Source organism: Castellaniella sp. WN (genome assembly GCF_054457555.1).
On record NZ_JBTKZC010000001.1, the window covers coordinates 2,783,440 to 2,808,504 of the forward strand.

Genomic DNA, 25,065 nt, shown 5'->3' on the forward strand with positions numbered 1-25,065 from the left:
GGGCGGCCGACTCTATGATGGCGGCATGCGCATCCTGCTGATCGAAGATGAATCCGAACTGGCCGCATGGCTGGCCCGCGGTCTGGCCCGCCACGGCGGTTTCATGGTCGACTGGGCCGATGACGCCGAACTGGCCGAACGCCGCCTCGCGGTCGAGGAGTTCGACGCCATCATCCTCGACCTGGGGCTGCCGGGGATGGACGGCCACGAATTCCTGCGCCGCCTGCGCGGGCGCGACGACCGCTGCCCGGTGCTGGTGCTGACCGCGCGCGACTCGCTGTCCGAGCGCATCGGCACGCTGCACGAGGGCGCCGACGATTTCATGCACAAGCCCTTCGCGATCGGGGAACTCGAGGCCCGCCTCAACGCGCTGATCCGGCGCAGCCGGGGCCGCGAGCACCCCCGCTGGGTCCTGGGCGACCTGGTACTGGACATCGGCGGCCAGCGCTTCCTGCGCCGCGACGAGCCGCTGAACCTGTCGCCCCGGGAATACGCGGCCCTCAAAGTCCTGATGCAGAAGGCGGGAGAACCGGTCGCCAAGCAGCAGATCCTGGAACGCATCAGCCCGGACGACACAACCATCAACCTGGAAGCCATCGAGGTCCTGGTGCACCGGCTGCGCAAGAAACTGGCCGGCACCGACGTGCAGATCGTCACGCTGCGCGGCATGGGCTACTGCCTGGAGCCGACGCATGACGCGCCCGGCTGAGCGCCGGCCCGTCAGCCTCCGGTCCCTGCTGCTGTGGGTCTTGGTGCCGGCCCAGATCGCGGTCCTGAGCCTGGCCCTGTGGTTCTCCAGCCACCAGCTGCACCAGCAGGTCGACCTGGCCTACGACCGGTCGCTGGCGGGCGCCCTGCGCGCCATCGATCACAACATCTCCACCGCCAGCGGCGGCCTGGCCGTGGAACTGCCCTACCTGATGCTCGAATTCTTCGAGCTGACCGCCAACGACTCGGTCTACTACCGGATCCTCACCGAGGACGGCCTGGCCGACATCGGCAACCAGGACCTGCCGCTGCCCGACGCGCGCCTGCCCTCGAACACCCCAGTGTTCTATGATCGCGACTACCTCGGCGCCTCCATCCGCATCGCCGCCCTGGCCCGACCCATGTCGCCGCCGCTCTACGGACAGAAGGACGGCCGTGTCATCGTCATGGTAGGCGAGGACCGCGCCGGCCGGAACCAGGTGATCCGGGACCTGATGATCCGCAACATCGTGCGCGACCTGATCGAGGTGCTGGCTTCCACCGGCCTGATCGTCATCGGCGTGCTGATCGGCCTGCGTCCCCTCACGCGGCTGTACCGTGAATTGAAAGGCCGGGCCTCCGACGACCTCAGCCCGATCTCCGCGCCGGAACTCCCCCGGGAAGTCCAGCCGCTGGTGGACGCCGTGAACCAGCACGTCGCCCGCCACGCCCGCCAGGCGCGCCGGCAGCGCCAGTTTCTGGACGACGCCTCGCACCAGCTGCGCACGCCGCTGGCCGTCCTGCGCACCCAGCTGGACTACGCCCTGCGCGAACCCGACCCCGCCGAGGCGCGCGCCGCCTTGCTGGCCATGCGCGGCGGCCTGGACCAGGCACAACGCACGGCCGCGCAGATGCTGGCGCTCGCCCGCGCCCGGGAAGCCGACAACCATGCCGAATCGCTGCGGGCCGTAGCGCTCACGCCCCTGGCCCAGGACGTCATCCGCCAGCTCTACAGCCTGGCGCGCCAGAAGCGGCAGACCATCGCCATGGACGGCGGCGAACTCGACGCCACGATGGCCGGGATCGAATGGCTGCTGCGGGAAGCGCTCGTCAACCTGATGGACAACGCCATCAAGTACACGCCCGAGGGAGGCTCCATCACCCTGCGGATCGAGTGCCCGCGCACCGGCGTGGTCCTGAGCGTGCGCGACACCGGCCCCGGCATGACCGAGGCCGACATCCGCAAGGCGGGGCGACGCTTCCGCCGGGGCCAGGCCGGCAAACGCGGCCACGGCGCGGGCCTGGGTCTGGCCATCGTCCACACCATCATGCGGCGCCATGGCGGCGCCCTGCGCATCGAACCCGCCGCCCCCGGCGTCCAGGTCTCGCTCGTCTTCCCCGCCGATCAGGGTTTTCCCGCGAAATCATCTTCTTGAAAGCCGGCGGAAAGCTTGGCCAGCCTAAGGTGTCGCCAACGCGCGCCATCCTTCCCCTGCGACGCGCCCCCGATATCCGAGGAGACCCACCATGAAATCCCGTTCCCTGTCGCTGCTGCTGGGCGGCGCACTGCTGTCCCTGGGCCTGGCGGCCCACGCGGCCCCGACCAAGCCCGAATGCATCGCGCCGGCCAATCCCGGCGGCGGCTTCGACCTGACCTGCCGCCTGGCCCAGGAAGGCCTGAAGGCCTCCGGCGCCCTGGCCGACCCGATGCGCATCGTCTACATGCCCGGCGGCATCGGCGCCGTGGCCTACAACCACGTGATCGCCCAGAAGCCGGACGACGCCAACGCCATCGTGGCCTTTTCCGGCGGTTCGCTGCTGAACCTCGCCCAGAAGAAATTCGGCCGCTACGACGTGAACGACGTGCGCTGGCTGGCCGCCGTGGGCACCGACTACGGCGTGGCCGTGGTGCGCGACGACTCACCGTACAAGAGCCTGAAGGACCTGATGGCGGCCTTCAAGCAGGATCCGAGCAAGATCGTCCTGGGCGCCGGCGGCACCGTCGGCAGCCAGGACTGGATGAAGGCGGCCCTGACGGCGCGCGCGGCGGACGTGGATTACCGCAAGATGCGCTTCGTCGCCTTCGAAGGCGGCGGCGACGCGATCACCGCCCTGCGCGGCGGCCATATCCAGGCCTACATGGGCGACGCGGCCGAGGCCTTCACCATGCTCGAAGGCGGCGCCCCGATCCGCGTCCTGGCCGTATTCAGCGACCAGCGTCTGCCGGGCAAGCTGTCCTCCGTGCCCACCGCCCAGGAAGAAGGCTTCGACATCCAGTGGCCCATCATCCGCGGCTTCTACGTCGGGCCGAAGGTCTCCGACGCCGACTACCAATGGTGGGTGAAGGCCTTCGACAAGACCCAGGCCGACGCATCCTTCGCCGCCATCCGCGACAAGCAGGGCCTGTTCCCCTTCAACAAGTCGGGAGCCGATCTGGACAAGTACGTCAAGGAACGCGTCGCCGACTATGCCAAGCTGGCCAATGACTTCGGCCTGATTCGTCAATAAAGCCAGTCCCCGGACCCCGCCATGAGTGATCGCACCCTGGGCTTCTGCGCCCTGATCTTCGCCGGCCTGATGGCGTGGTTCGGCCACGACCTGCAGGCCCCTTTTTCCTACGAACCGGTGGGCCCGCGGGCCTTCCCGATGCTGATCGCCCTGATCATCGCACTGTGCGGCGCCTGGCTGATGTTCAAGCACTGGCGCGAACATCGCGCCGGGGAAGCGATCGACTGGCCGCGCCTGCTGTTGATGGTGGCCTATGTCTTCGGCTACGCCATGCTCTTCGAAACCCTGGGCTTCATCATCGCCACCGCCATCGTCACCGTACTGATCGGCCGCCTGTTCGGCGGCGGCTGGGGCAAGATGGTCATCGGCGGCGTCGCGATGGGCGTACTGTTCTTCCTGCTGTTCGACCGGGCGCTGGACGTCGTGCTGCCCCTGGGTCCCCTGGAGTTCCTGTCATGAGCCAGATCTTCGACCATCTGAGCATCGGCTTCGATGTCGCCTTCTCCTGGATGAACCTGCTGGTCGCCGCCCTGGGCGCCTTCCTGGGCACCCTGGTCGGCGTGCTGCCGGGCCTGGGGCCGATCAACGGCGTGGCCATGCTCATCCCCATCGCCTACGCCCTCAACCTGCCCCCGGAGACCGCGCTGATCCTGCTGGCGGCCGTGTACGTGGGTGCCGAATACGGCGGGCGCATCAGCGCCATCCTGATCAACGTGCCAGGCGAAGCCAGCGCCATCATGACCACGCTGGACGGCTACCCGCTGTCGCGCAAGGGCCTGTCCAACGTGGCCCTGTCGCTGTCGGGCTGGTCGGCATTCTGCGGCTCCCTGGTGGCCACCATCGGCGTAATCCTGCTGGCCCCCCTGCTGGCCCGCTGGGCCCTGGCCTTCGGTCCGGCCGAATACTTCGTGCTGATCGTCTTCGCCTTCTGCTGCCTGACCAGCCTGCTGGGCCGCCAGCCGGTCAAGGGCACGCTGTCGGCGATGCTGGGTCTGGCGATCGCCACCGTTGGCGTGGACGCCAATTCGGGGGTCTACCGCTACACTTTCGATTCCGTCCACCTGTTCGACGGCATCGACTTCGTGGTCGTGGTGATCGCGCTGTTCGCCATCGCCGAATTGCTGGAGCTGCTGGAATCCTCCATCCGCGGCGAATCCCCGGAAGTCCCGCCCAACGAGCGCAAGCTCTTCAACCTGCAGGAACTGCTGTTCACCAAATGGACCGTGCTGCGCAGCTCCATCCTTGGCTTTTTCATCGGCGTGCTGCCGGGTGCCGGCGCCAGCGTGGCGTCCGCTGTGGCCTACTCCAATGAAAAGCGCTACCAGGAGGGCCGCGACCCCAATGCATGCTTCGGCGAAGGCGACCTGCGCGGCGTGACCGCGCCGGAGGCCGCCTCCACCGCGTCGGCCGTCGGCTCCTTCGTGCCCATGCTGACTCTGGGCGTGCCCGGCTCGGGGACCACGGCCGTGATGATGGGCGCGCTGACCCTGTACAACATCACCCCCGGTCCGGTGCTGTTCGACACCAAGCCTGAACTGGTCTGGGGCCTGGTCGCCTCGCTGTTCATCGCCAACGTGCTGCTGTTCCTGATGAACATCCCCATGGTGCGGGTCTTCTCCAAGGTCCTGTCGCTGCCGAACTGGCTGCTGGTGCCCGGCATCCTGTGCATCAGCTATATCGGGGTGTATGCGATCAACGCCGGCACCTTCGACCTGACCATGGCGGCCTTCCTGGGCCTGATCGGCTACCTGCTGCGCAAGGCCGGCGTGCCCATGGCGCCGATGGTGCTGGGGGTCGTGCTGGGCGACATGATGGAACAGAACCTGCGCCGCGCGCTGTCGATCACCAACGGTGAACTGCACATCCTGTGGGACAGCCCGATCGCACTGGGCCTGTGGATCGTCTCGCTGCTCATCGTCGTCGTCCCGCCCCTGATGCGCCGGCGTCGCGCGAAGCGGCTCCGGAAGGGCGGAGCCGTCATGCCCGACCTCGTCGCCTCGGACGACTGAGGATCCGTCCAGGCTGCGCGCTTCGGCCCGCGCTCACCACCAATCCGGCGGACCACTGCGCAGCAGCCCCGCCGGCAGATCCCAGCCCCAACGGGCGCCCGCCACCCGGCAGGGCGCCCGCAGTCTTTGCGCGGGCCCCCAGACAGTCGGCTCGATCGCCGGGTCGTAGGCCGCATCGGTGGCCGGCCCCAGGATGAAAGAAACCTCCGGCGGGGTTCCGGACACGGCGTCGACCGCGTCCTGCAGCAGCCGCGCCATCCGCGCCAGCGACACGCGCCAGCCGCCGCCCTGGCCGGTCTTCCGGCGCAATGCCAGGCCGCGCAACACGCAGGCCGCCATCAGATAGCCCGCCGACTGGTCCAGCGCCTGGACCGGCAGGGGATCGGGCGCGGCGTCCTCGCCCGCCCAGGCGATGCCGGCGCTCATCTGCACCAGGCTGTCGAACCCCCGGCGCGCCCGCCAGGGGCCGGTCCAGCCCCAGGCGTCCAGGCAGACGTCCACCAGGCCGGGCCGGATGGCCTGGCGGGTTTCGGCGTCCAGCCCCAGAGCGTCCAGGGCTCCAGGCCGATAGCCGTGGACCAACACGTCGGCCCGGGCCAGCAGCCGCCGGAACCGCTCCAGTCCGTCGGGGCGGCGCAGGTCCAGGAAGGCGCAGCGCTTGCCCACGGTGACCTCTGGCACCATGCCCGGCTCGTCCCAGTCCTCGGGATCCAGGCGCAGGACCCGGGCGCCGTAGGCGGCCAGAAAGCGCGTGGCCGCGGGTCCGGCCAGCACACGGGTCAGATCCAGCACGCGGATGCCCGCCAGCGGCCGCCCGGGATCCGGATCGTCCGGCCATCCGGCGTCCGGCGTCCCGGCCGCCCCAGGCAGGCGGTGGACCAGCGGCTCCGCCGCGACGGCGCGCCCCTGTGGATGATCGAACCAGGCGGCCGGCGCGCGCAGCGCGGCCGCGCAGCCGTCCCGGTCCACGATGGCTTCTTCCAGCGCCTCGGCGGACTCGCGCCGGATCCGGTCGGCGACCGCGGCGCGGACGGCATCGTCCGGCAGGCCCAGCGCGGCCAGTGCCCGGCGGCGATGATGGGCCGCGTTGGCGTGCAGGCGGATCCAGCCGTCCCGCGCCGCATAATCGCCCGTGACGGCGTCACGCACGTTCGGCCGTTCCCAGCCCAGTGGCCGGATGCTGAAGCCGAACCACCACGAGGCCAGCGCCCGATCGAGCAGGACTGGCTGGGAATCCCCGGGCCGCACCCATTGCGCCAGCATCAGCGCGGCCGCGCCGATGCCGGCGCAGGCCAGACCGCTGACCGGATAGCGCGAGGCCAGTCCCGCCCGACCTTCCACACGCAGCATGCCGGGCGGCGTGTCCGCGTCCAGCGCGGACAGCATCTGTCGCAGCATGCCGGTGTGATCCGAGGGTGGCGTATCGTGTGTCATCGCATGCCCCCAGTCCGGTGACTTCCAAGCCGAAGCATCCCTCCTCCTCCAGTCTACAGGCTGCCCGGATTCGTCTGGCTGTCAGTCCATGCGGTAAATCGCCCGGTGCTCGCGGATCGCGTAGCGATCCGTCATGCCGGCGATATAGTCCGCGATCGCCCGCGCCTGCGCCACCGGGTCGTCGCACCGGTATTCATCCGCCAGCAGCCTGGGATCGCCCAGAAACGCCTGGAACAGTTCCCGCACCACGCGACGGGCCTTGCCCGTCATGCGCATGACCTGGAAATGCCGGTACAGATTCTTCAGCAGGAACTGCTTGAGGGCATCGGCCTGGGCGCGAATCTCGTCGGAGAAGGCCGCCAGCGGCGGTCCGGCGCGGACATCGTCCACCGTCCGCGGCTGCAGCCGGGCGATCCGTTCCGCCGTGGTGCGCGTCAGGTCCAGCACCAGCGTGTTGATCATCGCGCGGACGACCTCGGACACCAGGCGCTTGGGCTCGGCGTCCGGATAATGGCGCAGGACCCGTTCATGATGCGCCGCGAAGATGTCCAGATCCAGCAGTTGCGGCAGGGTGATCAGGCCCGAGCGCAGGCCGTCGTCCACGTCGTGGTTGTTGTAGGCGATCTCGTCGGCCAGGTTGGTCAACTGCGCCTCCAGGGACGGCTGGGTGCCGTCCAGGAACCGCGCACCGACCTCGCCCAGCCGCCGCGCATGCCCGCGCGAACAGTGCTTCAGGATGCCCTCGCGGGTTTCGAAGCACAGGTTCAGGCCGTTGAAGGCCGCATAGCGTTCCTCGAGTTCGTCGACCACCCGCAGACTCTGGAGATTGTGCTCGAAGCCCCCCGCCTCGGGCGCGAATTCGCGCAGACAGGCGTTGAGCTCGTCCTGGCCCGCATGGCCGAAAGGCGTGTGGCCCAGGTCGTGGGCCAGAGCGATGGCCTCGGTCAGGTCCTCGTTCACCCCCAGGTTGCGCGCCAGCGTGCGCGCGATCTGCGCGACCTCGATGCTGTGCGTCAGGCGGGTGCGGAACAGATCGCCCTCATGGTTGAGGAAGACCTGGGTCTTGTATTCCAGCCGGCGGAAGGCCGAGCAATGGATGATGCGGTCGCGGTCGCGCTGAAAATCGGTGCGGCCGGCGGGCGGCGGCTCCGGATGGCGACGCCCCCGGGAAATGTCCGGGTGGCAGGCGTATGGAGCCGGATCGATCCGATTGTTCATGCCTTCGCGACTCCTCTCCATGGACGGGGGCTAGGACTCCACGGCGGCCGGCAGCAGCGGGCGCACCACGTCGTCGTCGACCGCCCGGACCTCGGCCCGCCCCAGGGCCGGCAGCAGCACGTAGCGGATCCGCCGGCCTTCGTTCTTCTTGTCCACCCGCATCAGCTCCAGCCAGCGATCGGCGCCCAGGCCCGGGGGATCCACAGGGCAGCCGATGGCCGCCACCAGCGCCCGGATACGGTCCACGGCCCCGGCGTCCAGCCCGCCGACCCGGGCTGACAGTTCCGCCGCCATGACCATGCCGCAGCCCACGGCCTCGCCGTGCAGCCACTGGCCGTAGCCCAGACCGGATTCGATGGCGTGGCCGAAAGTATGGCCGAAGTTGAGGATGGCGCGCAGGCCGGATTCGCGCTCGTCCCGGGACACGACCCAGGCCTTGAGTTCGCAGGAACGGCGCACGGCGTGCCGGATGGCCCGGTCGTCGAGCGCGCGCAGAGCGTCGACATGGGCCTCGCACCAGTCGAAGAATTCGGGATCGGCGATCATGCCGTACTTGACGACCTCGGCCAGGCCGGCGGAGATTTCCCGGGGCGGCAGCGTCGACAGGACCCGCGGGTCGATTTCCACGGCCAGGGGCTGGTAGAACGCCCCGATCATGTTCTTGCCGCGCGGATGGTTGATGGCCGTCTTGCCGCCCACCGAGGAATCCACCTGGGCCAGCAGCGTGGTGGGCACCTGGACGAAGCGGATGCCGCGCATGTAGCACGAGGCCGCGAAACCGCAGACGTCGCCCACCACACCGCCGCCCAACGCCACCAGCACGGCCTTGCGGTCCAGGGCAGCCGCCAGCAAGGCATCGAAGATGCGATCCAGGGATTCCCAGGTCTTGTACTGTTCGCCGTCGGGCAGTTCGATGGTCAACAGCGGCCTGCCGGCGGCCTCCAGGGCCGCGCGCAGCCGTGCGCCGTACAGGGCGCCCACCGTCGTGCTGGTGACGACGGCGATTGCCGTGGCGTCGGCCGGGATGCTGTCCGCGACGGCGTCCAGCCGCCCCGCGCCGATGTGGATGGGATAGCGCCCGCCGGGCGTCTCGACCTGGACCGTATGCATGGCTTCCTATTGAGTGGCGCGGGCCTGGGCCGCGGGCTGGGCCGCAAGCAGCGGCAGCAGGTTGCGCAGCACCTGGGCAACCGGCTGCTCCCCCGTGTCCAGCGTGACATCGGCCACGCTTTCGTACAACGGCTCGCGCTGGGCCAGCAGGTCGACGATGCGCTGGCGCGGATCGGCGGTGCGCAGCAGCGGCCGGTTGCGGTCCCTTGCCACGCGCCGGTAGAGTTCGTCGACCCCCGCCCGCAGGTAGACGACGCAGCCTCGCTCGCCCAGCATGCGGCGGTTCGCCTCGGACAGCACGGCGCCCCCGCCCGTCGCCAGGACCAGGCCGGGCCGACGCGTGTATTCGTCCAGCGTGGCCGTCTCGCGGCGGCGGAAGCCTTCCTCGCCCTCGATGTCGAAGATGGTGGCGATGCGCACTCCGCAGCGCGCCTCGATGGCGTGATCCAGGTCGATGAATTCCCGCCCCAGCGCCGCCGCCAGCTGCCGGCCGATCGTGGTCTTGCCCACCCCCATCATGCCGACCAGGAAAATCGGCCGCGCGCCGTCCCGCCCCTGGGGGGAAATCCGGGTTGAATCGGCGGCGCATTCCATCGTCATGGCGGGGCATCGGGCTGTTCGTTTGCGTGTATTATCGCATCAGCCGCTGGGCCGGCCCCGCCCGCGCGCATCATCCTGTTACACAGACTCCGCCCCCGCCTCCTGGCCCGATTCGGCCAGGGCTTACAATCGCCTCTGATGAAACCCACCAATACCTCCTCCAAGCAGAAGGCCCCGGCGGCCCGCTCCTGGTTCACGCGGTTGGTCCTCAAGGCGATCGTGCTTTTCGCCGGCCTGGGCCTGTGCGGAGCGCTGCTCATGAGTCTGGCGCTGGCGCTGGCCTGGCCCAATCTGCCGGACCTGACGGCGATGATCGACTACCGGCCCCGCGTGCCGCTGCGCATCTACACCGCCGACAAGGTCCTGATCGGCGAATTCGGCGAAGAACGCCGCAACGTCCTGCGCTTCGATGAAATCCCGGACGTCATGAAGTCCGCCATCCTCGCGGCCGAAGACGACCGCTTCTACCAGCATGGCGGCATCGACTGGACGGGCGTGCTGCGCGCCGCGCTGGCCAACACCATCCACATGTCCAAGACGCAGGGCGCCAGCACCATCACCATGCAGGTGGCGCGCAATTTCTACCTGTCGTCGGAAAAGACCTACACCCGCAAGTTCTACGAACTGCTGCTCACCTTCAAAATCGAGGCCACCCTCACCAAGGACCAGATTCTCGATCTCTACATGAACCAGATCTTCCTGGGGCATCGGGCCTACGGCTTCGCCGCCGCCAGCCGCGCCTATTTCGGCAAGCCGCTGTCAGAGATCACCCCTGCCGAGGCCGCCATGCTGGCCGGCATCCCCAAGGCCCCGTCGCGCTTCAACCCGATCTCCAACTTCGAGCGCGCCAAGGCGCGACAGGCCTACGTCCTCGGCCGCATGCGCAGCCTGGGCTACCTGACGGACGCTGAATACCAGCGGGCCATGGACCAGACCATCGTGATCCGCTCGGCGGCCAACTCCCCCGGCGGACGCTACGGCGTGCACGGCGACTACCCGGCCGAACTGGCCCGCCAGCTGTTGTACGGCGTCTACCAGGACGACATCTATTCGCGCGGCTTCAACGTCTACACCACCATCGACTCCAAGGACCAGGAAGCCGCCTACCAGGCCGTGCGCGAAGGCATCCTGGACTACACCCGCCGCGCTCCCTACACCGGTCCCGAGGAAAACATCGACCTGCCCAAGGGCATCGAGTCCGACCCCGAAGCGCTCAACGACCTGATCGACGACCAGCAGGAAAAGCATCCCGACAACGGCGACCTGCTCATCGGTATCGTCCTGTCGGCCAGCCCGACCGAGGTCCGGGTCGCGCGCAGCGCCAGCCAGATCATCGACATCACCGACAAGCGCGCCCTGCGCGTCGTGGCGCGCGGCCTGGCCGCCAACGCCAAGGACTCCGTGCGCATCCGGCGCGGTTCGGTCGTCTATGTGCATCAGACGGCGGACTACTGGGAACTCATCAACAAGCCCTCCATCCAGGCCGCCCTGGTCTCGCTGAGTCCGCAGGACGGAGCCATCAAGACCATGGTGGGCGGTTTCGACTTCGACGAAGGCAAGTTCAACCGCGTCACCCAGGCCTGGCGCCAGCCGGGCTCGTCCTTCAAGCCCTTCATCTACGCCTCCTCCCTGGAGCGCGGCCTGACGCCGGCCACGCAGATCTCGGACGAGCCCTTCTCCCTGACGGCCGAGCAGACCGGCTCCAAGGCCTGGAACCCCAAGAACTACGGCCGCTCCTACGAACCCATGCTGACCATGCGCCAAGGCCTGTACAAGTCCAAGAACATGGTCTCGATCCGCATCATGCAGGCCGTGGGCCCCCAGTACGTGCAGGACTACATCACCCGCTTCGGCTTCGACCGCTCGCGCCAGCCGGCCGTGCTGCCGCTGGCCCTGGGCGCCGGCAGCGTGACGCCGCTGCAGCTGGCCGGCGGCTACGCGGTCTTCGCCAACGGCGGTTACCGCGTGCCGCCCTACCTGATCGACTACGTCACCGACAGCGCCGGCAAGGTCATCATGCGTTCCCGGCCGACTGTGGCCGGCGACACCCTGGCGCGCGTGATCGATCCGCGAACTGCCTACGTCATGGACGACATGCTGCGCGGCGTGGCCACCTACGGCACCGGCGCGCGCGCCCACCGCGAGCTCAAGCGCAACGACATCGGCGGCAAGACCGGCACCACCAACGACTCTCAGGACGCCTGGTTCGCCGGCTTCACCCCGAAACTGGTCGCCGTGGCCTGGATGGGCTTCGACCAGCCCAAATCCATGGGCCAGGGCGAGACCGGCGGCGGCGCCGCCCTGCCCATCTGGGTCGATTACATGCGCGCGGCCCTCGCGGGCCAACCGGAAATCCCGCCCGGCCCCCCGCCCAGCGGACTGACGCGCATCGACGGCGACTTCTATTTCTCCGAATTTCCGCCGGGCACTGCCATCGCCCGTGTCGGCCTGCCCGCGCCGGGCGACCCGGCATCCGGCGCGCCCGCCGGCGGCCTGGACGGCATCGGCACGTTGCTGGACCAGCTGCATGGCGGCTCCGACACCGATTCCGACTCCGGCGGCGCCACCCCCCAACCCGTCCGCGTGCCCTTCTGATGACGACCCAGCCCCTTTTCCCGAATGCCGCGCGCCTCCTGGCCGGCGCCGGCCTGGCCCTCGCGCTGGCCGGCTGCGGCATGAAAGGCGCCTTGCGCCTGCCCGACCCGCCGCCAGCCGACGCCGCGCTGGCGGCCCCGCCCACCCTGCCGCCGGCGTCCACGCCGGACACGCGTCCCGCTTCGCGACCCTGACCTTCATGACCGCAGATATCCAGTTCCCCCTCCGGGATGGCATCCTGCATGCCGAAGACATCCCGCTGCCCGAACTCGCCGACCGCTACGGCACCCCCCTGTACGTCTATTCCCGCGCGGCGCTGCGCGCCGCCTGGCTCCGCTACGAACAGGCCATTGCCGGGCACGATGCGCTGATCTGCTACGGCGTCAAGGCCAACTCCAACCTGGCGGTCCTGCACGAATTCCAGCGGCTGGGCGCCGGATTCGACATCGTCTCGGGCGGCGAGCTCGAGCGCATCCTGGCGGCGGGCGCCCGCCCCGACCGCGTCGTGTTCTCCGGCGTGGGCAAGCAGGGCTGGGAAATCCGCAAGGCGCTGGCCGCCGGGATCAAGTGCTTCAACGTCGAATCGGCGGCCGAGCTCGAACGCCTGGCCGACATCGCCCAGGAACTGGGCGTGCGCGCTCCGGTGTCCTTGCGCGTCAACCCGGACGTCGACGCGCGCACCCATCCCTACATCTCCACCGGCTTGAAAGAAAACAAGTTCGGCGTCGACATCCGCCAGGCACCCGAGCTGTATCGCCAGGCGCTGCAGCATCCCGGCCTGGAGATCGTCGGCGTGGACTGCCACATCGGCTCCCAGATCACCCGGATCGCTCCCTACCTGGACGCGCTCGACAAGCTGCTGGGCCTGATCGAAGCCCTGGCGGCCGACGGCATCGCCCTGCGTCACCTGGATCTGGGCGGCGGCCTGGGCATCCGCTACACCGACGAAACCCCGCCCGACCCGGCGGAACTGCTGGAGCCGGTCTTCGCCACGCTGGCGGCCCGGGGGCTGGACCACCTGCAGCTCATCCTGGAACCCGGCCGTTCCCTGGTCGGCAACGCGGGAGTGCTGCTGACCCGTGTCGAATACCTGAAGCGGACCGAAGCGCGCAACTTCGCCATCGTCGACGCCGCCATGAACGACCTGATGCGCCCGTCCCTGTACGAAGCCTGGCACGGCGTCGTGCCGGTCGCCCCGCGCACCGGCACCCCGGTCCAGACCTACGACGTCGTCGGGCCGATCTGCGAGAGCGGCGACTGGCTGGCGCGCGACCGCGCGCTGCCCCTGGAACAGGGCGACCTGCTGGCCATCCAGTCCGCCGGCGCCTATGCCTTCTCCATGGCCAGCCAATACAACTCTCGCCCCCGAGCCGCGGAAGTCCTGGTGGATGGTCAGGATTCCTGGCTGATCCGCCCCCGCGAGACGATCCAGGAACTGTACGCCCAGGAACGCATTCCCCACCGACCCCAGGAGGGATGAACCCGGCCCATGCCCGCCACGAACGCCCCGGACGGACGCGCCGCCCCTAAACTTCCGCCGGTTCCGGACGTCAATCGCCCATAGCCCCGGTTTGCGCTCCACGGAACCGGAACGTTGTCCCACCTTCCTGTTTCATGGCGATCAAGACGCTCCTTCACCGCCCGTCCGCCCCACCCTCCCACTCCACCGCAGGGCGCGTCTGGTCGTTCCTGCTGTATGTCGGCATCCCGGCCCTGATGGCCCTGGGGCTGATCGCCTCCCTGCTGCTGCAACCACGCTACGCCGATTCCGCCGGCCAACCGCTGACGGCACGCTTCATCCACGCAGCCGATGCCGAACTCGAACCGATGCTGGCGCTGGAGCAGCTGCGGCAGCGACCCACCCGGCTCGCCGAATCCGCCGCCGGCCCGGTCTGGCTGCTGGCCGACCTGCCGGCCGGCGGCGACACCGACCCGGACAGCCGGCCCGCGCTCCTGGTGCCGGCCCATCCGGCCGACCCGCCCCGGTGCTGGCTGACCCGGGGCCGTCCCGCCGACGAAGCCGCATCCGACCCGCCGCTCCTGGAAACGCTCGAAGTCCGGAACGGGCTGCTCGGGCAGGAGATGCGGCTGCCGAACACCTCGACGGCCGACCAGATCCTGTGCCGGCTGGACATGACCGTCCCCGCCCGGCTCTCCATCGAGCAGTGGCGGAGCCACGAGCTGTCCGACACCACGGCGCACACCGCCCAGGCCAGCGGCCTGCTGGAGGGCGGGCTGCTGACGCTCGCGGCCTTTCTGGTCGTCATTTCCCTGACCATGCGCGAGCAGCCCTACACGGTGCTGGCCTGCTGGATCCTCTGCAACCTGCGCCTGGGCGCCTGGGCGCTGGGCTGGGATCATCAGTTCCTGGGCGCCATCATCCCGCCCCTCCCCCTGATCTGGATCCGCAAGCTGACCGTCCTGATCTACTACGTTCTGACGATCCAGCTGTTCACCACGCTGTTCCAGCCCAGCCTGGACGCCGTCACCGTGCGCCGCCTGCGTCTGGTCGGCCGCTCGAGCGCGGTCTGCCTGCTGGCGGCGCTGCTGGCGCTGCCCTACGACTGGTTCCAGCTCACGACATTCCTCACCGCCTGGCTGGCGACCGCCCTGGTCACGGTCACCGTGGTCCACGGCCTGTTCCGCTTCAACACACGCTCGCAGCTCTGGCATACGATCGGCATCTGCCTGGCCCTGGCGGTCCTGCTGACGGGCTTGATCCTGATCGGCCTCGGACGCGCGAGCCTGATCGCCCCTTTCCCCGGCACGGCGGCACTGCTGCTCTGCAACGTGCTGGTCGCCCTGGCGTCGGCCGACAAGATGCGCGAGGATCGGCAGCTGCGCCTGCGCCAGCGCAACGACCTGATCGCCCGCGACACGCTCACGCCGCTGGGCCTGTTCACGCTGGGTGCCACCCGGCATTTCGAGCACCTCAATCCGAACGCGCGCGACATCCTCGACATCGCTCCCGAGGCGGACCTGCACGCACTCGCCTGGAGCGATTTCTTTCCCAAGGTCGACTGGCTGGAAATCTCCGTGGCCACGGAGCAGGGCCGCGACACCGAGATCCAGCGTATCCAGGCCTCGCCGAACGCCCCGGCCCGCAACTTTCTGCTGCGCGCCACCCTGGTGGGCAGCCGCATCGAAGGCTCCCTGCAGGACATCAGCGCCCGCACCGAGACCATCCGCAAGCTGCGCCTGATGGCCGACAACGACCCCCTGACCGACACACTCAATCGCCGCGGGATCGAGAAGACCATGCAAAAGGCCATCGAGGGCCTGCAGCAGACCAGCACGCCCTGCGCCCTGGCCTTCCTGGACCTGGATCACCTCAAGCGCGTCAACGACCTGTTCGGCCATTCGACCGGCGACACGCTGCTGCAGATGGTCTGCGAACGACTGAAATACTCGCTGTCCGAGGATCAGCCCCTGGGCCGCATCGGCAACGACGAGTTCATCATCCTGTTCCCCGGCATGCGGGCCGGGGAGGCCCGCCGCGTGGCCCAGGACATGATCGAGAGCCTGAACGGCTCGGCCCTGTATGTCGGCGAACGGGCCTTCCAGCTCAAGAGCGCCATGGGGCTGATCGACATCGACCGCACCATGACGCCCAAGGACGCCATCGCCGCCGCCAGCCGCGCCTGCCGCGACGCACGCAAGCAGCATCAGGACGTCGTCCTGTACGAGGAAAACGCCCGCGAGCTGTTCGACCACATCGACGAGATGCACCTGTTCGAGCAGCTGGAAAGCACCGGCACGTCCGAGGACATCTTCCTGGAAATGCAGCCCATCATGTCGCTGCGCCATCCCCTGCAGACCCTCAATTTCGAGGCGCTGCTGCGGGTGCGCAACACCGGCGCTCGCCCGCTCCAGACCGGCAAGATCATCCAGGCGGCGGAAGACAGCGGCATGGTCACCGCCATCGACAAATGGGTGTTCACGACGCTGCTCGACTGGATGTCCAGGCATCACCTGAAACTCGGCCAGACCCGCCAGGTCAACGTCAACCTCAGCGGAGTCTCGCTGAACGACGACCGCTTCATCAACGTCCTGTTCGGCATCCTCAACCAGCAGCCGCAATTCACCCGGCGCCTGTGCGTGGAAATCACCGAAGGCGTTGCCCTGCAGGACCTGGAACGCACCCGCCAGTTCATGCGGCGGCTGCAGCGCATGGGCGCCCGCGTGGCCCTGGACGACTTCGGCGCCGGCTACACCTCGTTCTCCTACCTGAAAGAACTGCCGGCCGACATGATCAAGATCGACGGCACCCTGATCCGCGACATGCTGGCGAGCGAGGCCAACATCGCCATCGTCAACAGCATCGTGGACCTGGCCCACAACCTGGGCATGGAATGCATCGCCGAATGGGTCGAGGACGTCGCCACCCTGCGCGCGCTGACCGACATGGGCGTGGACTACGTCCAGGGCTACGTGATTTCGAAGTCTCGGCCGCCGCTGGACATCCTGGCCTGCGACAACATCCTGCCGCTGGTCGGCGATCCGGCCGCCCGCGCCTACATCGAGGAGATCAGCGGGCGGCGCCTGTCGTAGGAGCCGCCGGCGGGAACCGGAGGGATCGGGCCGTGTCTTCCGGGCGGCCCCGGACGCATGGGTGCCCTCGGCGAATCACAGTTCGCCGTATGAGTGCAGGCCCGACAGGAACATGTTCACCCCCAGGAAGGCGAAGCTGGTCACCAGCAGGCCCGACAGCGCCCAGTAGGCGGACATGGCCCCGCGCAGGCCCTTCATCAGGCGCATGTGCAGCCAGGCGGCGTAGTTCAGCCAGACGATCAGCGCCCAGGTTTCCTTGGGGTCCCACTGCCAGTAGGTGCCCCAGGCGTCGGCCGCCCACAGCGCCCCCAGGATCGTGGCCACGGTGAAGAAGGCGAAACCCACCGCGATGGCCCGATACATGATGTCGTCGAGGATCTCCAGCGAGGGCAGCCGCCGGGCGATCGGCGCACGGAACGCCAGAATCGAGCCCACGATCAGCGCGCCGATGCCGAAATACAGCATCCAGGTGGCCGACAGCTCGCGCGAACCGAAGATCAGCGGCTCGGCGCACAGGACGGCCCCCAGGATGAACACCGGCACCAGCGGCTTCCAGGTGCGGGTCTCGCCGTGCGACTTGACCAGATAGGCGAAGCCCACCATGGCCGCCAGGCTGAAGGTGCCGTAGCCGATGAAATTCGCCGGCACGTGCAGTTTCATCCACCAGCTCTTCAGGGCGGGCACCAGCGGCTGGATCTGGTAGGCGTCGCGGGTGAAGGAGTACCACAGCAGGAACACCACCAGGGAACTAATGACCAGCAGTACGAAGCCGCCCAGGGCGCGCGTGGCGTAGCGGCGCTCGTAGTACAGGTAGAACAGCGCCGTCACCAGACACAGCAGGACGAAGACCTCGTAGAGGTTGCTGACGGGGATATGGCCGATGTCGGGCCCCAGCAGATGGCCTTCGCGCCAGCGCACCAGCAGGCCGGTCACCCCGGCGTAGACCGCCGTCCAGGTCAGGATGGTGCCCAGCCAGGCCGCCGTGCGGCTGGCGAAGCCGATCCAGTAGCAGAGCGTCGCCAGGACGAACAGGGCGCACATCCAGAGGATGGCCGACTGCGATGAGATCAGGTACTTCAGCAGGAAGACGCTCTCGGCCCGCGACAGGTCGCCCCGCAGCAGTTCGCCGGTGGGGCTGTAGAGCCAGATCGCCAGCAGTGCCGTCAGGCCGCTGGCCGCCATCAGGACGCGCAGCGGCCGCCACAGCCAGCCCATCCAGCTGAACAGACCGACCGCGCCGATCAGGATCAGCTTCTCGTAGTAATCCATGAACGCGCCATATTGCGTCAGCACGTGGCCGGCGCCCGCCGCCAGCAGCAGGAAAAAGCCGAGATCGGTCCAGTCGGGCCGCCCCCGGCGGCCGCGGCGGTCGCCGCTGACGTTCATGTCATGCGGCCAGGCGGCCGCGGCGCTCGCGGCAATGGAATCAGACGTCATGATCGGGTCCTCCTGACAGGCGGCGCAGGGCATCCCGCAGCCGCTCGAATTCGTGGTTGAAATCCAGGGTACGCCGCTGGGTGGTCATGGCGGCCAGCCAGGCGCTGCCCCCGTCCTGCGGACGGATCCACACCCAGACGCGGCGTTCGCGGATGTAGAACATCGAGAACACCCCGAGCACCAGCAGCAGGCAGCCCATGTAGACGATGGTCTTGCCGGGGCTGCGAGCCACTTGGAAGACGCTCGCCTGGACCTGTTCGAAGCCGGTGAGCTGCAAAGCCACAGGGGCAGGATAATCCGGCAGCGTCGCCAGCGCCAGCACGGCCAGGCGCATCCACTGGCGCTCGCGCTCCGAGCCGGGCCCCTGGGGATCGAGCGCGGGCTCGCCGCGCCGGGCCCGCGCCAGATCGCGCAGCTCGGTCAGGCCGAGCTGGATCATGGGCACGGCGAAATTCAGGATCTTTTCCCGCTGGTCCGGGGGCGCGGCATCGATGATGCCGTTGAAGCCGTCGCGCGCGAAGGTGCGCAGCGCCCCGCGCGCGGCCTGGAACATCAAGTCGCGCTGTTCGCCCGCGGGCGCGTTGCGGTCCGCGAACCGTTGCGCGGCCTGGTCGCGCAGGCCGGCGTCATCGAGCGCGGCGCGCAGCTGCATGAATTCCGCCATCGTTCCCTGGCCATCAGCGGGGACGCGCAGATAGCGATAGGGCTGCGAGGCGTTGTCTCGCACCCCCAGCAGGAATACCGGAGCATCGTCGATCTTCACCGGCAGCAGGTACTGGTTGAATTCATGCGCCTGGCCGTCGGCGCCGATCAGCCGGTACTGCACGCTGGGTCCGACATTGCGCAGGCCGTCGTTGCGCGGCCGGGCCGCGCTGCCGGTCACGGCGGCCACGTGCGCGACCACGTCGGCCGGCTGCGGATCCTGGCCGCCGCCCATGTCCTCGACATTGATCACGCGCAAGCCGGTGTAGTCCACCGTCAGTCCGCCCAGACTGGCGGGCAACCTGGCCTCGCGCCCGACCGTGCCCGAGACGTCCACCGGCTGCGCGCCGGCGCCCCGCAGGGGCCAGGCCTTCAGCCGCAGGCCGCTGCCGCCGTCGTCGAAGCTGGACTGGTAGACGGTGACGCCGCGATAGTGCAACGGCTCGTTCACCTGGATCGTGCGGTCGAAGGTCTTGCCGGTCGCCAGGTCGGTCACCGTCACGTCGCTGCGGAAATCGCTGGGCATGCCGGTGTCGTAGTAGGCGATGTGGAATTTATTGAGCTTCAGCGTGAAGGGCAGGGGCTGCAGCAGCACGCCCTGGCCCGCCGCCACGATGCCGACGCTGCTCTGCTTGCCATCGGGCACCAGCATATTGGCCCGGAAGCTGGGATTGCGCGCCGACAGGCGCCCGGACTCGGGCACATCGGAGATCAGCATGTTGCCGGTCACCGGCTGCTTGTCGAACAGCCAGGTCTGCAGCCGCACCGGCAGTTCGCTGTCCAGCAATCCGCCCAGGCAGATCACGACGATGGCCACGTGCGCGAAGATGTAGCCCAGGCGGTTGGCCGCACCCTTCTTGGCGGCCACCATGCGGCTGTCGCCGTCCTCGCGCACCCGGTAGCGAAAGCCCTGGGCTCGCAGCAGTGCGCCCACTTCGTCGCAGGCCTGGCCGGGCGTCCGGCCGCTGCTCAGTTCGACCCGGTGATGGAAGGCCTTGAGGCTGGAGCCGCGCACGTACTCCCGGAACGAGCGCATGTCGCGCAGCATCTTCGGCGCGTTGCGCAGCACGCACAGCGTGGTCGACACCACCAGGAAGGCCATGATGAGCAGGAACCACGCGCTGTTGTAGACGTGCCAGATGGAGAACCGGTCGAAGACTGCGAACCAGAAAGGCCCGAACTGGTCGATGTAGGCGTTGGTCCCCTGGTTCTGGGGCAGCACGGTGCCGATCAGGCTGGCCACGCAGATGAACACCAGCAGGCTGATGGCGAAGCGCATCGAGCCCAGGAGCTCGATGACATCGGCGCCCAAGGCGCGGGAACGGGTGGAAGACGCCACGGCTGCTCGACTCATGAAAATAAAATGCCCCACGTTGCGCCTTTGGCTCGCTGCCCCCCAAGAGGGGCGCTTTTTACCTTGGGTCGGCCCGGCGGTAAAAAAACAGGGGGTGCGCTCGCGCGTGCCCCCTCGGTCCAGAAATTTTAAGTTTTAACGATACACCGGTACGCGCCGGGATCCCTCCAAGACCCTGTGCGCGACCGGGAAATTCCGGGGAACCTCCGGGCAAGCCTTCGCGCCGCGCGCATCCGCTCGCTTGTCGCTCGACTTGTCCAGGCGTTCCCTAGCGCAGACCGGCTGCGTAATCGGCGACGGCGGCCAGATCCTGGTCGGTCATGCGGTCGGCGATGTTGCGCATGATGTCGTTGGCCCGGTCGCCCGAGCGGAACAGCTTGAGCTGATCCAGCAGATACGAGGGGTGCTGGCCGGCGAGGCGGGGGAACTCGCCCGGCAGGCCGGCGCCGTTGGCCGAGTGGCAGGCCGCACAGGCCGGGACCTTGCGGTCGGCGATGCCGGCACGCCAGATGGTCTGGCCGCGCTCCGTGGAGGCTTCGTGCGCGGCCGTGCCGGCCTTGTCCCAATCCATCTTCTGGTGCGACAGGTACAGCGCGACGTTCTGGATGTCCTGGGGCGTCAGGGTGGGAGCGATGGTGGACATGATCGACGGCGCGCCGTCCGCGCCCGTGCGCACCGCGCGCTTGTCGCCCTGGGGCGCGAAATCGCGCAGCTGCTTGGCGATGTATTCGTGCGGCATCGCGGCCAGGTTGGGATTCATGGGGATGGTGCTGTTGCCGCCTTCGCCGTGACAGGTGACACAGGCCAGCACGCCGCGTGACATGTCGCCATTCAGGAACAGCTGTTCGCCGGCCTTGGCATCGGGTTTTTGCGCGTCTTCGGCATGGGCGAGGCCGGGCAGGGCGCCGGCGAGAATCAGGCTGCCGGCCATGAACACACTGGAAAGCGCACGCTTCATGAGATCCTCGGTGGTGATTCGTTCACGACGCCGGAGGCCGGCGCCTGACAGGACCGGCATCATATCCGCCCGGGACACGCGATGCGCGGCAACATTCAATGTGAAATTATACAATAGGCTTCACCCCCTCTCTTGTCGAACCCGCCCCTCGTGTCTCTCCTCCATCGCGCCCGGTTCACGGTGTCCGCCGCCCGGCTGGACCAGCTGCCCGCCCCGACCACCGCCGAAGTCTGTTTCGTCGGCCGCTCCAACTCGGGCAAATCCTCGGCCATCAACGTCCTGACCAATCAGCGGCGGCTGGCCTTCTCCAGCAAGACGCCCGGCCGCACCCGCCTGATCAACCTGTTCGGCATCCCCGATCCGCTCACGCCGGACGCCTGGCTCGGCTTCCTGGTGGACCTGCCGGGCTACGGCTACGCCGCCGTGGACCGCGCGGCGCGCGACGAGTGGGCCGAGGTCCTGGGCGGCTACCTGCACGAGCGCTCCAGCCTGGCGGGCGTGGTGCTGCTGATCGACATCCGCCGGGGCGTCACCGACCTGGACCGGCGCCTGGCCCGCTGGATCGCCCTGCGCGGCCTGCCAACCCTGGCCCTGCTGACCAAAGCCGACAAGCTGCCCTACGGCCAGCGCATCCAGGCCGCCGCCCGGGCGCGCAAGGACCTGGCGGACATCGGCACGCTGACCGCGCTGCCTTTCTCCGCCACCCACCGCGTCGGCCTGGACGAGGCCGCCGCCCACATCGAAAACTGGATCTCGCCCCAGGCCGTGCCCTGAACGCAAGGGGACCTTCCCCCACGAGCCCTTCATCGCCCCGCCGCGCGCGGCGGGTGTTTTCCGGAGTACCGCATGACCGCCTTCCTGCCCCCCGCCGACTTCCCCGCCATGCGCCTGCGCCGCAACCGGCGCGACGATTTCTCCCGCCGCCTGGTGCGCGAAACCCGCCTGTCGGCGGACGACCTGATCTATCCGGTGTTCGTCTGCGAAGGCCGCGACGTGCGCGACCCGGTGGCCTCGATGCCGGACGTGGCGCGGCAATCCCCCGACGTCCTGCTGCGCACGGCCGAACAATGTCTGGAACTGGGCATCCCCGTGCTGGCCCTGTTCCCGCACATCGACCCGTCCCTGAAGACGCCGGACGGCCTTGAGGCCACCAATCCCGACGGCCTGATCCCGCGCACCGTGGCCCTGCTGAAATCGAATTTTCCCGAACTGGGCGTGCTGACCGACGTGGCGCTGGATCCCTACACCAGCCACGGCCAGGACGGCCTGATCGACGCGGACGGCCAGCTGCTGAACGATCCCACGGTGGCCATGCTGGTGCGCCAGGCCCTGACCCACGCCCAGGCGGGCGTGGACATCGTCGCCCCCAGCGACATGATGGACGGGCGCATCGGCGCCGTGCGCCAGGCGCTGGACGCCCAGGACCGCATCCATACCCGCATCATGGCCTATTCGGCCAAGTACGCCAGCGCCTTCTACGGCCCCTTCCGCGACGCGGTGGGCTCGGCCGCCAGCCTGGGGGCGTCCAACAAGGCCACCTACCAGATGGACCCGGCCAACCGCCTGGAGGCCCTGCGCGAAGTCGCCGCCGACATCCGCGAGGGCGCCGACATGGTGATGGTCAAGCCCGGCCTGCCCTACCTGGACGTGCTGCGCGAGGTCAAGGACGCCTTCGGCATGCCCACCTATGCCTACCAGGTCAGCGGCGAATACGCCATGATCAAGGCCGCCGCCGCCAACGGCTGGCTGGACCACGACAAGGTGATGATGGAATCCCTGCTGGCCTTCAAGCGCGCCGGCGGCGACGGCATCCTGACGTATTTCGCCATCGCCGCGGCGAAGATCCTGCGCGAACGGGGCTGACGCCCGCGCGGGCGCGCCGCCGCGGCTGCGGCGCGCCCGCGCAAACAGGATCCGCCCGCAGGACAAAAACAGCCCGTCATCCTGTGTGCCGCTCAACGACCTGGCCTAAACTGGAGCACGGTTGTCGGCGGTTGACGCGTCTCCATCCCGGAACGACCTGAAGGGATGTCGCGCAGGCAGAACGATACTGGAATTGTTTGGATTGTCCGCGAAAGGGAATGAACCGAAGAGGTAAGGCATGACGACCGCGTCCAGCCAGCTCGTCCAAATCGAAGGCATCGACCCTTGCGCCGATCCGCTGACACGCTATCACGCATGCAAGGCGATGGCGCGCGGCTATGCGCAAGCCAGGCAATCAGAAAGCGCGCGGCAAGACCATGCCCGCGCTTTTTGCGCGGTCGCCATCAAGGCGTTCTGGCGCGTCTTGTGCGAACGGCACGGCACGGCGCTACGGATCAGGCCCGTTTCACTCTCACTGCCCGCCCTGGAAATGGACGCGCATCGGCTGGCGGACGATATCGGCCGGCTTGTCGCTGAGTTTCCCGTGGAGGATGCGGGCTATTTGATCGGGTCGATCTATACCGTCATGCTGCCGTCCTCGCTGCGTACCCGAATGGGGGCTTACTACACTCCGCCACCGCTGGTCACGCGGCTCCTCGATCAGGCCGAGGCCGCCGGTTTCGATCTTGCCCGGGGCACGGCCATCGACCCGGCTTGCGGCGGCGGCGCTTTTCTGGCGCCGCTGGCGCTCAGAATGGTGGCGCATGATGGGGGGGCATCGCCAGAATGGACCTTGCGCCGCCTGGGCAAGCGTCTCAAAGGGCTTGAGATCGATCGCTTCGCCGCATGGATGACGACGGTGCTGCTGGAGGCCGCCGTATTGCCGCTGTGCGTAGCGGCAAAGCGCCGCCTGCCGGATGTGGTTATGGTGGGAAACGCGCTACGTCCCCATGATCATGGGCAGTTCGATCTGGTCATCGGGAATCCGCCCTACGGCCGGGTGAAACTGGAAGAACCCATGCGCAGGCATTACGCGCGGTCGCTTTATGGGCACGCCAATCTGTATGGGCTGTTCACCGACCTGGCGCTGCGCCTGGTCAAGCCCGCCGGCATCCTGGCCTACCTCACGCCCACCTCGTTTCTCGGCGGGCAATATTACAAAGCGCTCCGTCAGCTGCTCAATGACGAAGCGACTCCTTTCTCCGTCGATTTCGTGGCGGACCGGGAAGGCGTCTTCGACGACGTCCTGCAGGAAACGCTGCTCACCACTTACACCAAGGGCGCCCGTGATGCGCCAACCACGGTCGCCACGCTCATTCCAAAAGGTCTGAATGCCACCGCCATCGAAAAAGTGGGCGCCGTATGCGTCAACATCGACAAGGAGGGATCCCCATGGCTGCTGCCACGCTCGGCCAGCGATGTGGTATTCCTCGATACCATCGCTCAAATGCCGACCAGGCTGGCGGATCTGGGATATGTCGTCACCACCGGCCAATTGGTCTGGAATCGTCACAAGCGCCAGTTGAGGACTGCCGCGGGGGCGGAATCACTTCCCTTGATCTGGGCGGAATCGGTGACGGCGAATGGCTTTTCATTCAGCGCCGACCGGCGCAACCATGTGCCATATATCGACGTGGAACCCAGCCAGTCCCATCTGGTGACGCGCCACGAGACGATACTGGTTCAGCGCACGACCTCCAAGGAACAGAATCGCCGATTGCTGGCGGCCGTTCTGCCACAGGCATTTCTCGATCGACGCGGTGGCGCGGTGATCGAAAATCACCTGAATCTCGTGCACGCTCCGGTCGGCATGACACCAAGAGTATCCCTGGGCACGATCGCGGCCCTCCTGAGCTCCGACGCCGTCGATCGGGCCTTCCGATGCATCAGCGGCAGTGTCGCAGTCTCGGCCTACGAACTGAACGCCCTGCCCCTGCCGACCATCCAGCAACTGATTGAAGTAGAACGGTCCATTCAGTCAGGCGCCGCCAAGGCCATCATCGAGCGACAAATCGCCTCTTTTTACGGGATGGCCTGAA

The 25,065-nt window shown here is 68.2% G+C and carries 19 protein-coding genes; 12 read left to right on the top strand and 7 right to left on the bottom strand.

All coding sequences use genetic code 11. The features are described 5' to 3' along the window. The first annotated feature begins 25 nt into the window (after positions 1–25). From ACTPOE_RS13145 to ACTPOE_RS13165, 5 genes are all read left to right on the top strand, one after another. Positions 26–709 (top strand): response regulator, encoded by a 684-nt coding sequence (locus ACTPOE_RS13145; protein ID WP_458872576.1) that lies wholly within the window; start codon positions 26–28, stop codon positions 707–709. Beyond that, the gene (locus tag ACTPOE_RS13150) at positions 693–2,123 is read left to right on the top strand and encodes a sensor histidine kinase (RefSeq protein WP_458872577.1); all 1,431 of its coding nucleotides are present in this window, start codon (positions 693–695) and stop codon (positions 2,121–2,123) included. Before ACTPOE_RS13145 ends, ACTPOE_RS13150 begins: the two co-directional genes overlap by 17 nt. Positions 2,124–2,214: 91 nt before the next feature. Further along, complete coding sequence (locus tag ACTPOE_RS13155) at positions 2,215–3,195, top strand: Bug family tripartite tricarboxylate transporter substrate binding protein (protein ID WP_458872578.1); 981 nt, start codon at positions 2,215–2,217, stop codon at positions 3,193–3,195. A 21-nt stretch (positions 3,196–3,216) separates the two neighbouring features. After that, positions 3,217–3,654: a tripartite tricarboxylate transporter TctB family protein gene (locus ACTPOE_RS13160; RefSeq protein WP_458872579.1), complete on the top strand. Its 438-nt coding sequence runs from the start codon at positions 3,217–3,219 to the stop codon at positions 3,652–3,654. Then, positions 3,651–5,204, top strand: a complete 1,554-nt coding sequence (locus tag ACTPOE_RS13165) for a tripartite tricarboxylate transporter permease (RefSeq protein WP_458872580.1) — start codon at positions 3,651–3,653, stop codon at positions 5,202–5,204. The genes ACTPOE_RS13160 and ACTPOE_RS13165 overlap by 4 nt, the downstream gene beginning before the upstream one ends. Positions 5,205–5,237: 33 nt before the next feature. Here the strand turns inward: ACTPOE_RS13165 and ACTPOE_RS13170 are convergent, their stop codons facing one another. The 4 genes from ACTPOE_RS13170 to ACTPOE_RS13185 all read right to left on the bottom strand — a co-directional run bounded on the left by ACTPOE_RS13170 (position 5,238) and on the right by ACTPOE_RS13185 (position 9,560). Further along, on the bottom strand, positions 5,238–6,602 hold the full coding sequence (locus ACTPOE_RS13170; protein ID WP_458872581.1) for a CoA transferase: 1,365 nt from the start codon (positions 6,600–6,602) through the stop codon (positions 5,238–5,240). A 117-nt stretch (positions 6,603–6,719) separates the two neighbouring features. Further along, entirely contained in the window at positions 6,720–7,856 is a 1,137-nt protein-coding gene (locus ACTPOE_RS13175; protein ID WP_458872582.1) for a deoxyguanosinetriphosphate triphosphohydrolase, read from the bottom strand. Positions 7,857–7,886: 30 nt separating this feature from the next. Continuing rightward, positions 7,887–8,966, bottom strand: a complete 1,080-nt coding sequence (aroB, locus tag ACTPOE_RS13180) for a 3-dehydroquinate synthase (protein WP_458872583.1) — start codon at positions 8,964–8,966, stop codon at positions 7,887–7,889. A 6-nt stretch (positions 8,967–8,972) separates the two neighbouring features. Next, the gene (locus ACTPOE_RS13185; protein WP_458872834.1) at positions 8,973–9,560 is read right to left on the bottom strand and encodes a shikimate kinase; all 588 of its coding nucleotides are present in this window, start codon (positions 9,558–9,560) and stop codon (positions 8,973–8,975) included. 144 nt (positions 9,561–9,704) lie between these two features. Here ACTPOE_RS13185 and ACTPOE_RS13190 point away from each other — a divergent pair, with 144 nt between their 5' ends. The 4 genes from ACTPOE_RS13190 (at position 9,705) to ACTPOE_RS13205 (ending at position 16,712) form a co-directional block, all read left to right on the top strand. Beyond that, entirely contained in the window at positions 9,705–12,161 is a 2,457-nt protein-coding gene (locus tag ACTPOE_RS13190) for a penicillin-binding protein 1A (protein ID WP_458872584.1), read from the top strand. Further along, entirely contained in the window at positions 12,161–12,355 is a 195-nt protein-coding gene (gene lptM, locus ACTPOE_RS13195) for an LPS translocon maturation chaperone LptM (protein ID WP_458872585.1), read from the top strand. The genes ACTPOE_RS13190 and lptM overlap by 1 nt, the downstream gene beginning before the upstream one ends. 5 nt (positions 12,356–12,360) lie before the next feature. Continuing rightward, positions 12,361–13,641 (top strand): diaminopimelate decarboxylase, encoded by a 1,281-nt coding sequence (gene lysA / locus ACTPOE_RS13200; RefSeq protein WP_458872586.1) that lies wholly within the window; start codon positions 12,361–12,363, stop codon positions 13,639–13,641. 134 nt (positions 13,642–13,775) lie between these two features. Then, the gene (locus ACTPOE_RS13205; protein ID WP_458872587.1) at positions 13,776–16,712 is read left to right on the top strand and encodes a putative bifunctional diguanylate cyclase/phosphodiesterase; all 2,937 of its coding nucleotides are present in this window, start codon (positions 13,776–13,778) and stop codon (positions 16,710–16,712) included. A gap of 75 nt (positions 16,713–16,787) precedes the next feature. On the opposite strand, the gene ccsB is transcribed toward ACTPOE_RS13205, so the two are convergent. The 3 genes from ccsB to ACTPOE_RS13220 form a co-directional block, all read right to left on the bottom strand. Continuing rightward, entirely contained in the window at positions 16,788–18,098 is a 1,311-nt protein-coding gene (ccsB, locus tag ACTPOE_RS13210) for a c-type cytochrome biogenesis protein CcsB (RefSeq protein ID WP_458872835.1), read from the bottom strand. Positions 18,099–18,138: 40 nt separating this feature from the next. Next, a complete protein-coding gene (locus ACTPOE_RS13215; protein ID WP_458872588.1) occupies positions 18,139–20,205 on the bottom strand; it encodes a cytochrome c biogenesis protein ResB in 2,067 nt (688 codons plus the stop codon). 268 nt (positions 20,206–20,473) lie between these two features. Further along, entirely contained in the window at positions 20,474–21,163 is a 690-nt protein-coding gene (locus ACTPOE_RS13220) for a c-type cytochrome (RefSeq protein ID WP_458872589.1), read from the bottom strand. A 150-nt stretch (positions 21,164–21,313) separates the two neighbouring features. On the opposite strand from ACTPOE_RS13220, the gene yihA reads away from it, so the two are divergent. The 3 genes from yihA to ACTPOE_RS13235 all read left to right on the top strand — a co-directional run bounded on the left by yihA (position 21,314) and on the right by ACTPOE_RS13235 (position 25,064). Continuing rightward, a complete protein-coding gene (yihA, locus tag ACTPOE_RS13225; RefSeq protein WP_458872590.1) occupies positions 21,314–21,937 on the top strand; it encodes a ribosome biogenesis GTP-binding protein YihA/YsxC in 624 nt (207 codons plus the stop codon). 72 nt (positions 21,938–22,009) lie between these two features. Then, the gene (gene hemB, locus ACTPOE_RS13230) at positions 22,010–23,026 is read left to right on the top strand and encodes a porphobilinogen synthase (RefSeq protein ID WP_458872591.1); all 1,017 of its coding nucleotides are present in this window, start codon (positions 22,010–22,012) and stop codon (positions 23,024–23,026) included. Between the two features lie 238 nt (positions 23,027–23,264). Then, positions 23,265–25,064, top strand: coding sequence for an Eco57I restriction-modification methylase domain-containing protein (locus ACTPOE_RS13235; protein WP_458872592.1), 1,800 nt, complete (start codon positions 23,265–23,267; stop codon positions 25,062–25,064). Position 25,065 lies beyond the last annotated feature (1 nt).

Coding starts and splice junctions, on each gene's coding strand:
- ACTPOE_RS13220 (WP_458872589.1), bottom strand. CDS start 21,163: ATGAAGCGTGCGCTTTCCAGTGTGTTCATGGCCGGCAGCCTGATTCTC.
- hemB (WP_458872591.1), top strand. CDS start 22,010: ATGACCGCCTTCCTGCCCCCCGCCGACTTCCCCGCCATGCGCCTGCGC.
- ACTPOE_RS13190 (WP_458872584.1), top strand. CDS start 9,705: ATGAAACCCACCAATACCTCCTCCAAGCAGAAGGCCCCGGCGGCCCGC.
- lysA (WP_458872586.1), top strand. CDS start 12,361: ATGACCGCAGATATCCAGTTCCCCCTCCGGGATGGCATCCTGCATGCC.
- ACTPOE_RS13155 (WP_458872578.1), top strand. CDS start 2,215: ATGAAATCCCGTTCCCTGTCGCTGCTGCTGGGCGGCGCACTGCTGTCC.
- ACTPOE_RS13145 (WP_458872576.1), top strand. CDS start 26: ATGCGCATCCTGCTGATCGAAGATGAATCCGAACTGGCCGCATGGCTG.
- ACTPOE_RS13185 (WP_458872834.1), bottom strand. CDS start 9,560: ATGGAATGCGCCGCCGATTCAACCCGGATTTCCCCCCAGGGGCGGGAC.
- ACTPOE_RS13170 (WP_458872581.1), bottom strand. CDS start 6,602: ATGCTGCGACAGATGCTGTCCGCGCTGGACGCGGACACGCCGCCCGGC.
- ACTPOE_RS13235 (WP_458872592.1), top strand. CDS start 23,265: ATGACGACCGCGTCCAGCCAGCTCGTCCAAATCGAAGGCATCGACCCT.
- ACTPOE_RS13215 (WP_458872588.1), bottom strand. CDS start 20,205: ATGAGTCGAGCAGCCGTGGCGTCTTCCACCCGTTCCCGCGCCTTGGGC.
- ACTPOE_RS13205 (WP_458872587.1), top strand. CDS start 13,776: ATGGCGATCAAGACGCTCCTTCACCGCCCGTCCGCCCCACCCTCCCAC.
- ACTPOE_RS13150 (WP_458872577.1), top strand. CDS start 693: ATGACGCGCCCGGCTGAGCGCCGGCCCGTCAGCCTCCGGTCCCTGCTG.
- ccsB (WP_458872835.1), bottom strand. CDS start 18,098: ATGAACGTCAGCGGCGACCGCCGCGGCCGCCGGGGGCGGCCCGACTGG.
- aroB (WP_458872583.1), bottom strand. CDS start 8,966: ATGCATACGGTCCAGGTCGAGACGCCCGGCGGGCGCTATCCCATCCAC.
- lptM (WP_458872585.1), top strand. CDS start 12,161: ATGACGACCCAGCCCCTTTTCCCGAATGCCGCGCGCCTCCTGGCCGGC.
- ACTPOE_RS13160 (WP_458872579.1), top strand. CDS start 3,217: ATGAGTGATCGCACCCTGGGCTTCTGCGCCCTGATCTTCGCCGGCCTG.
- ACTPOE_RS13165 (WP_458872580.1), top strand. CDS start 3,651: ATGAGCCAGATCTTCGACCATCTGAGCATCGGCTTCGATGTCGCCTTC.
- ACTPOE_RS13175 (WP_458872582.1), bottom strand. CDS start 7,856: ATGAACAATCGGATCGATCCGGCTCCATACGCCTGCCACCCGGACATT.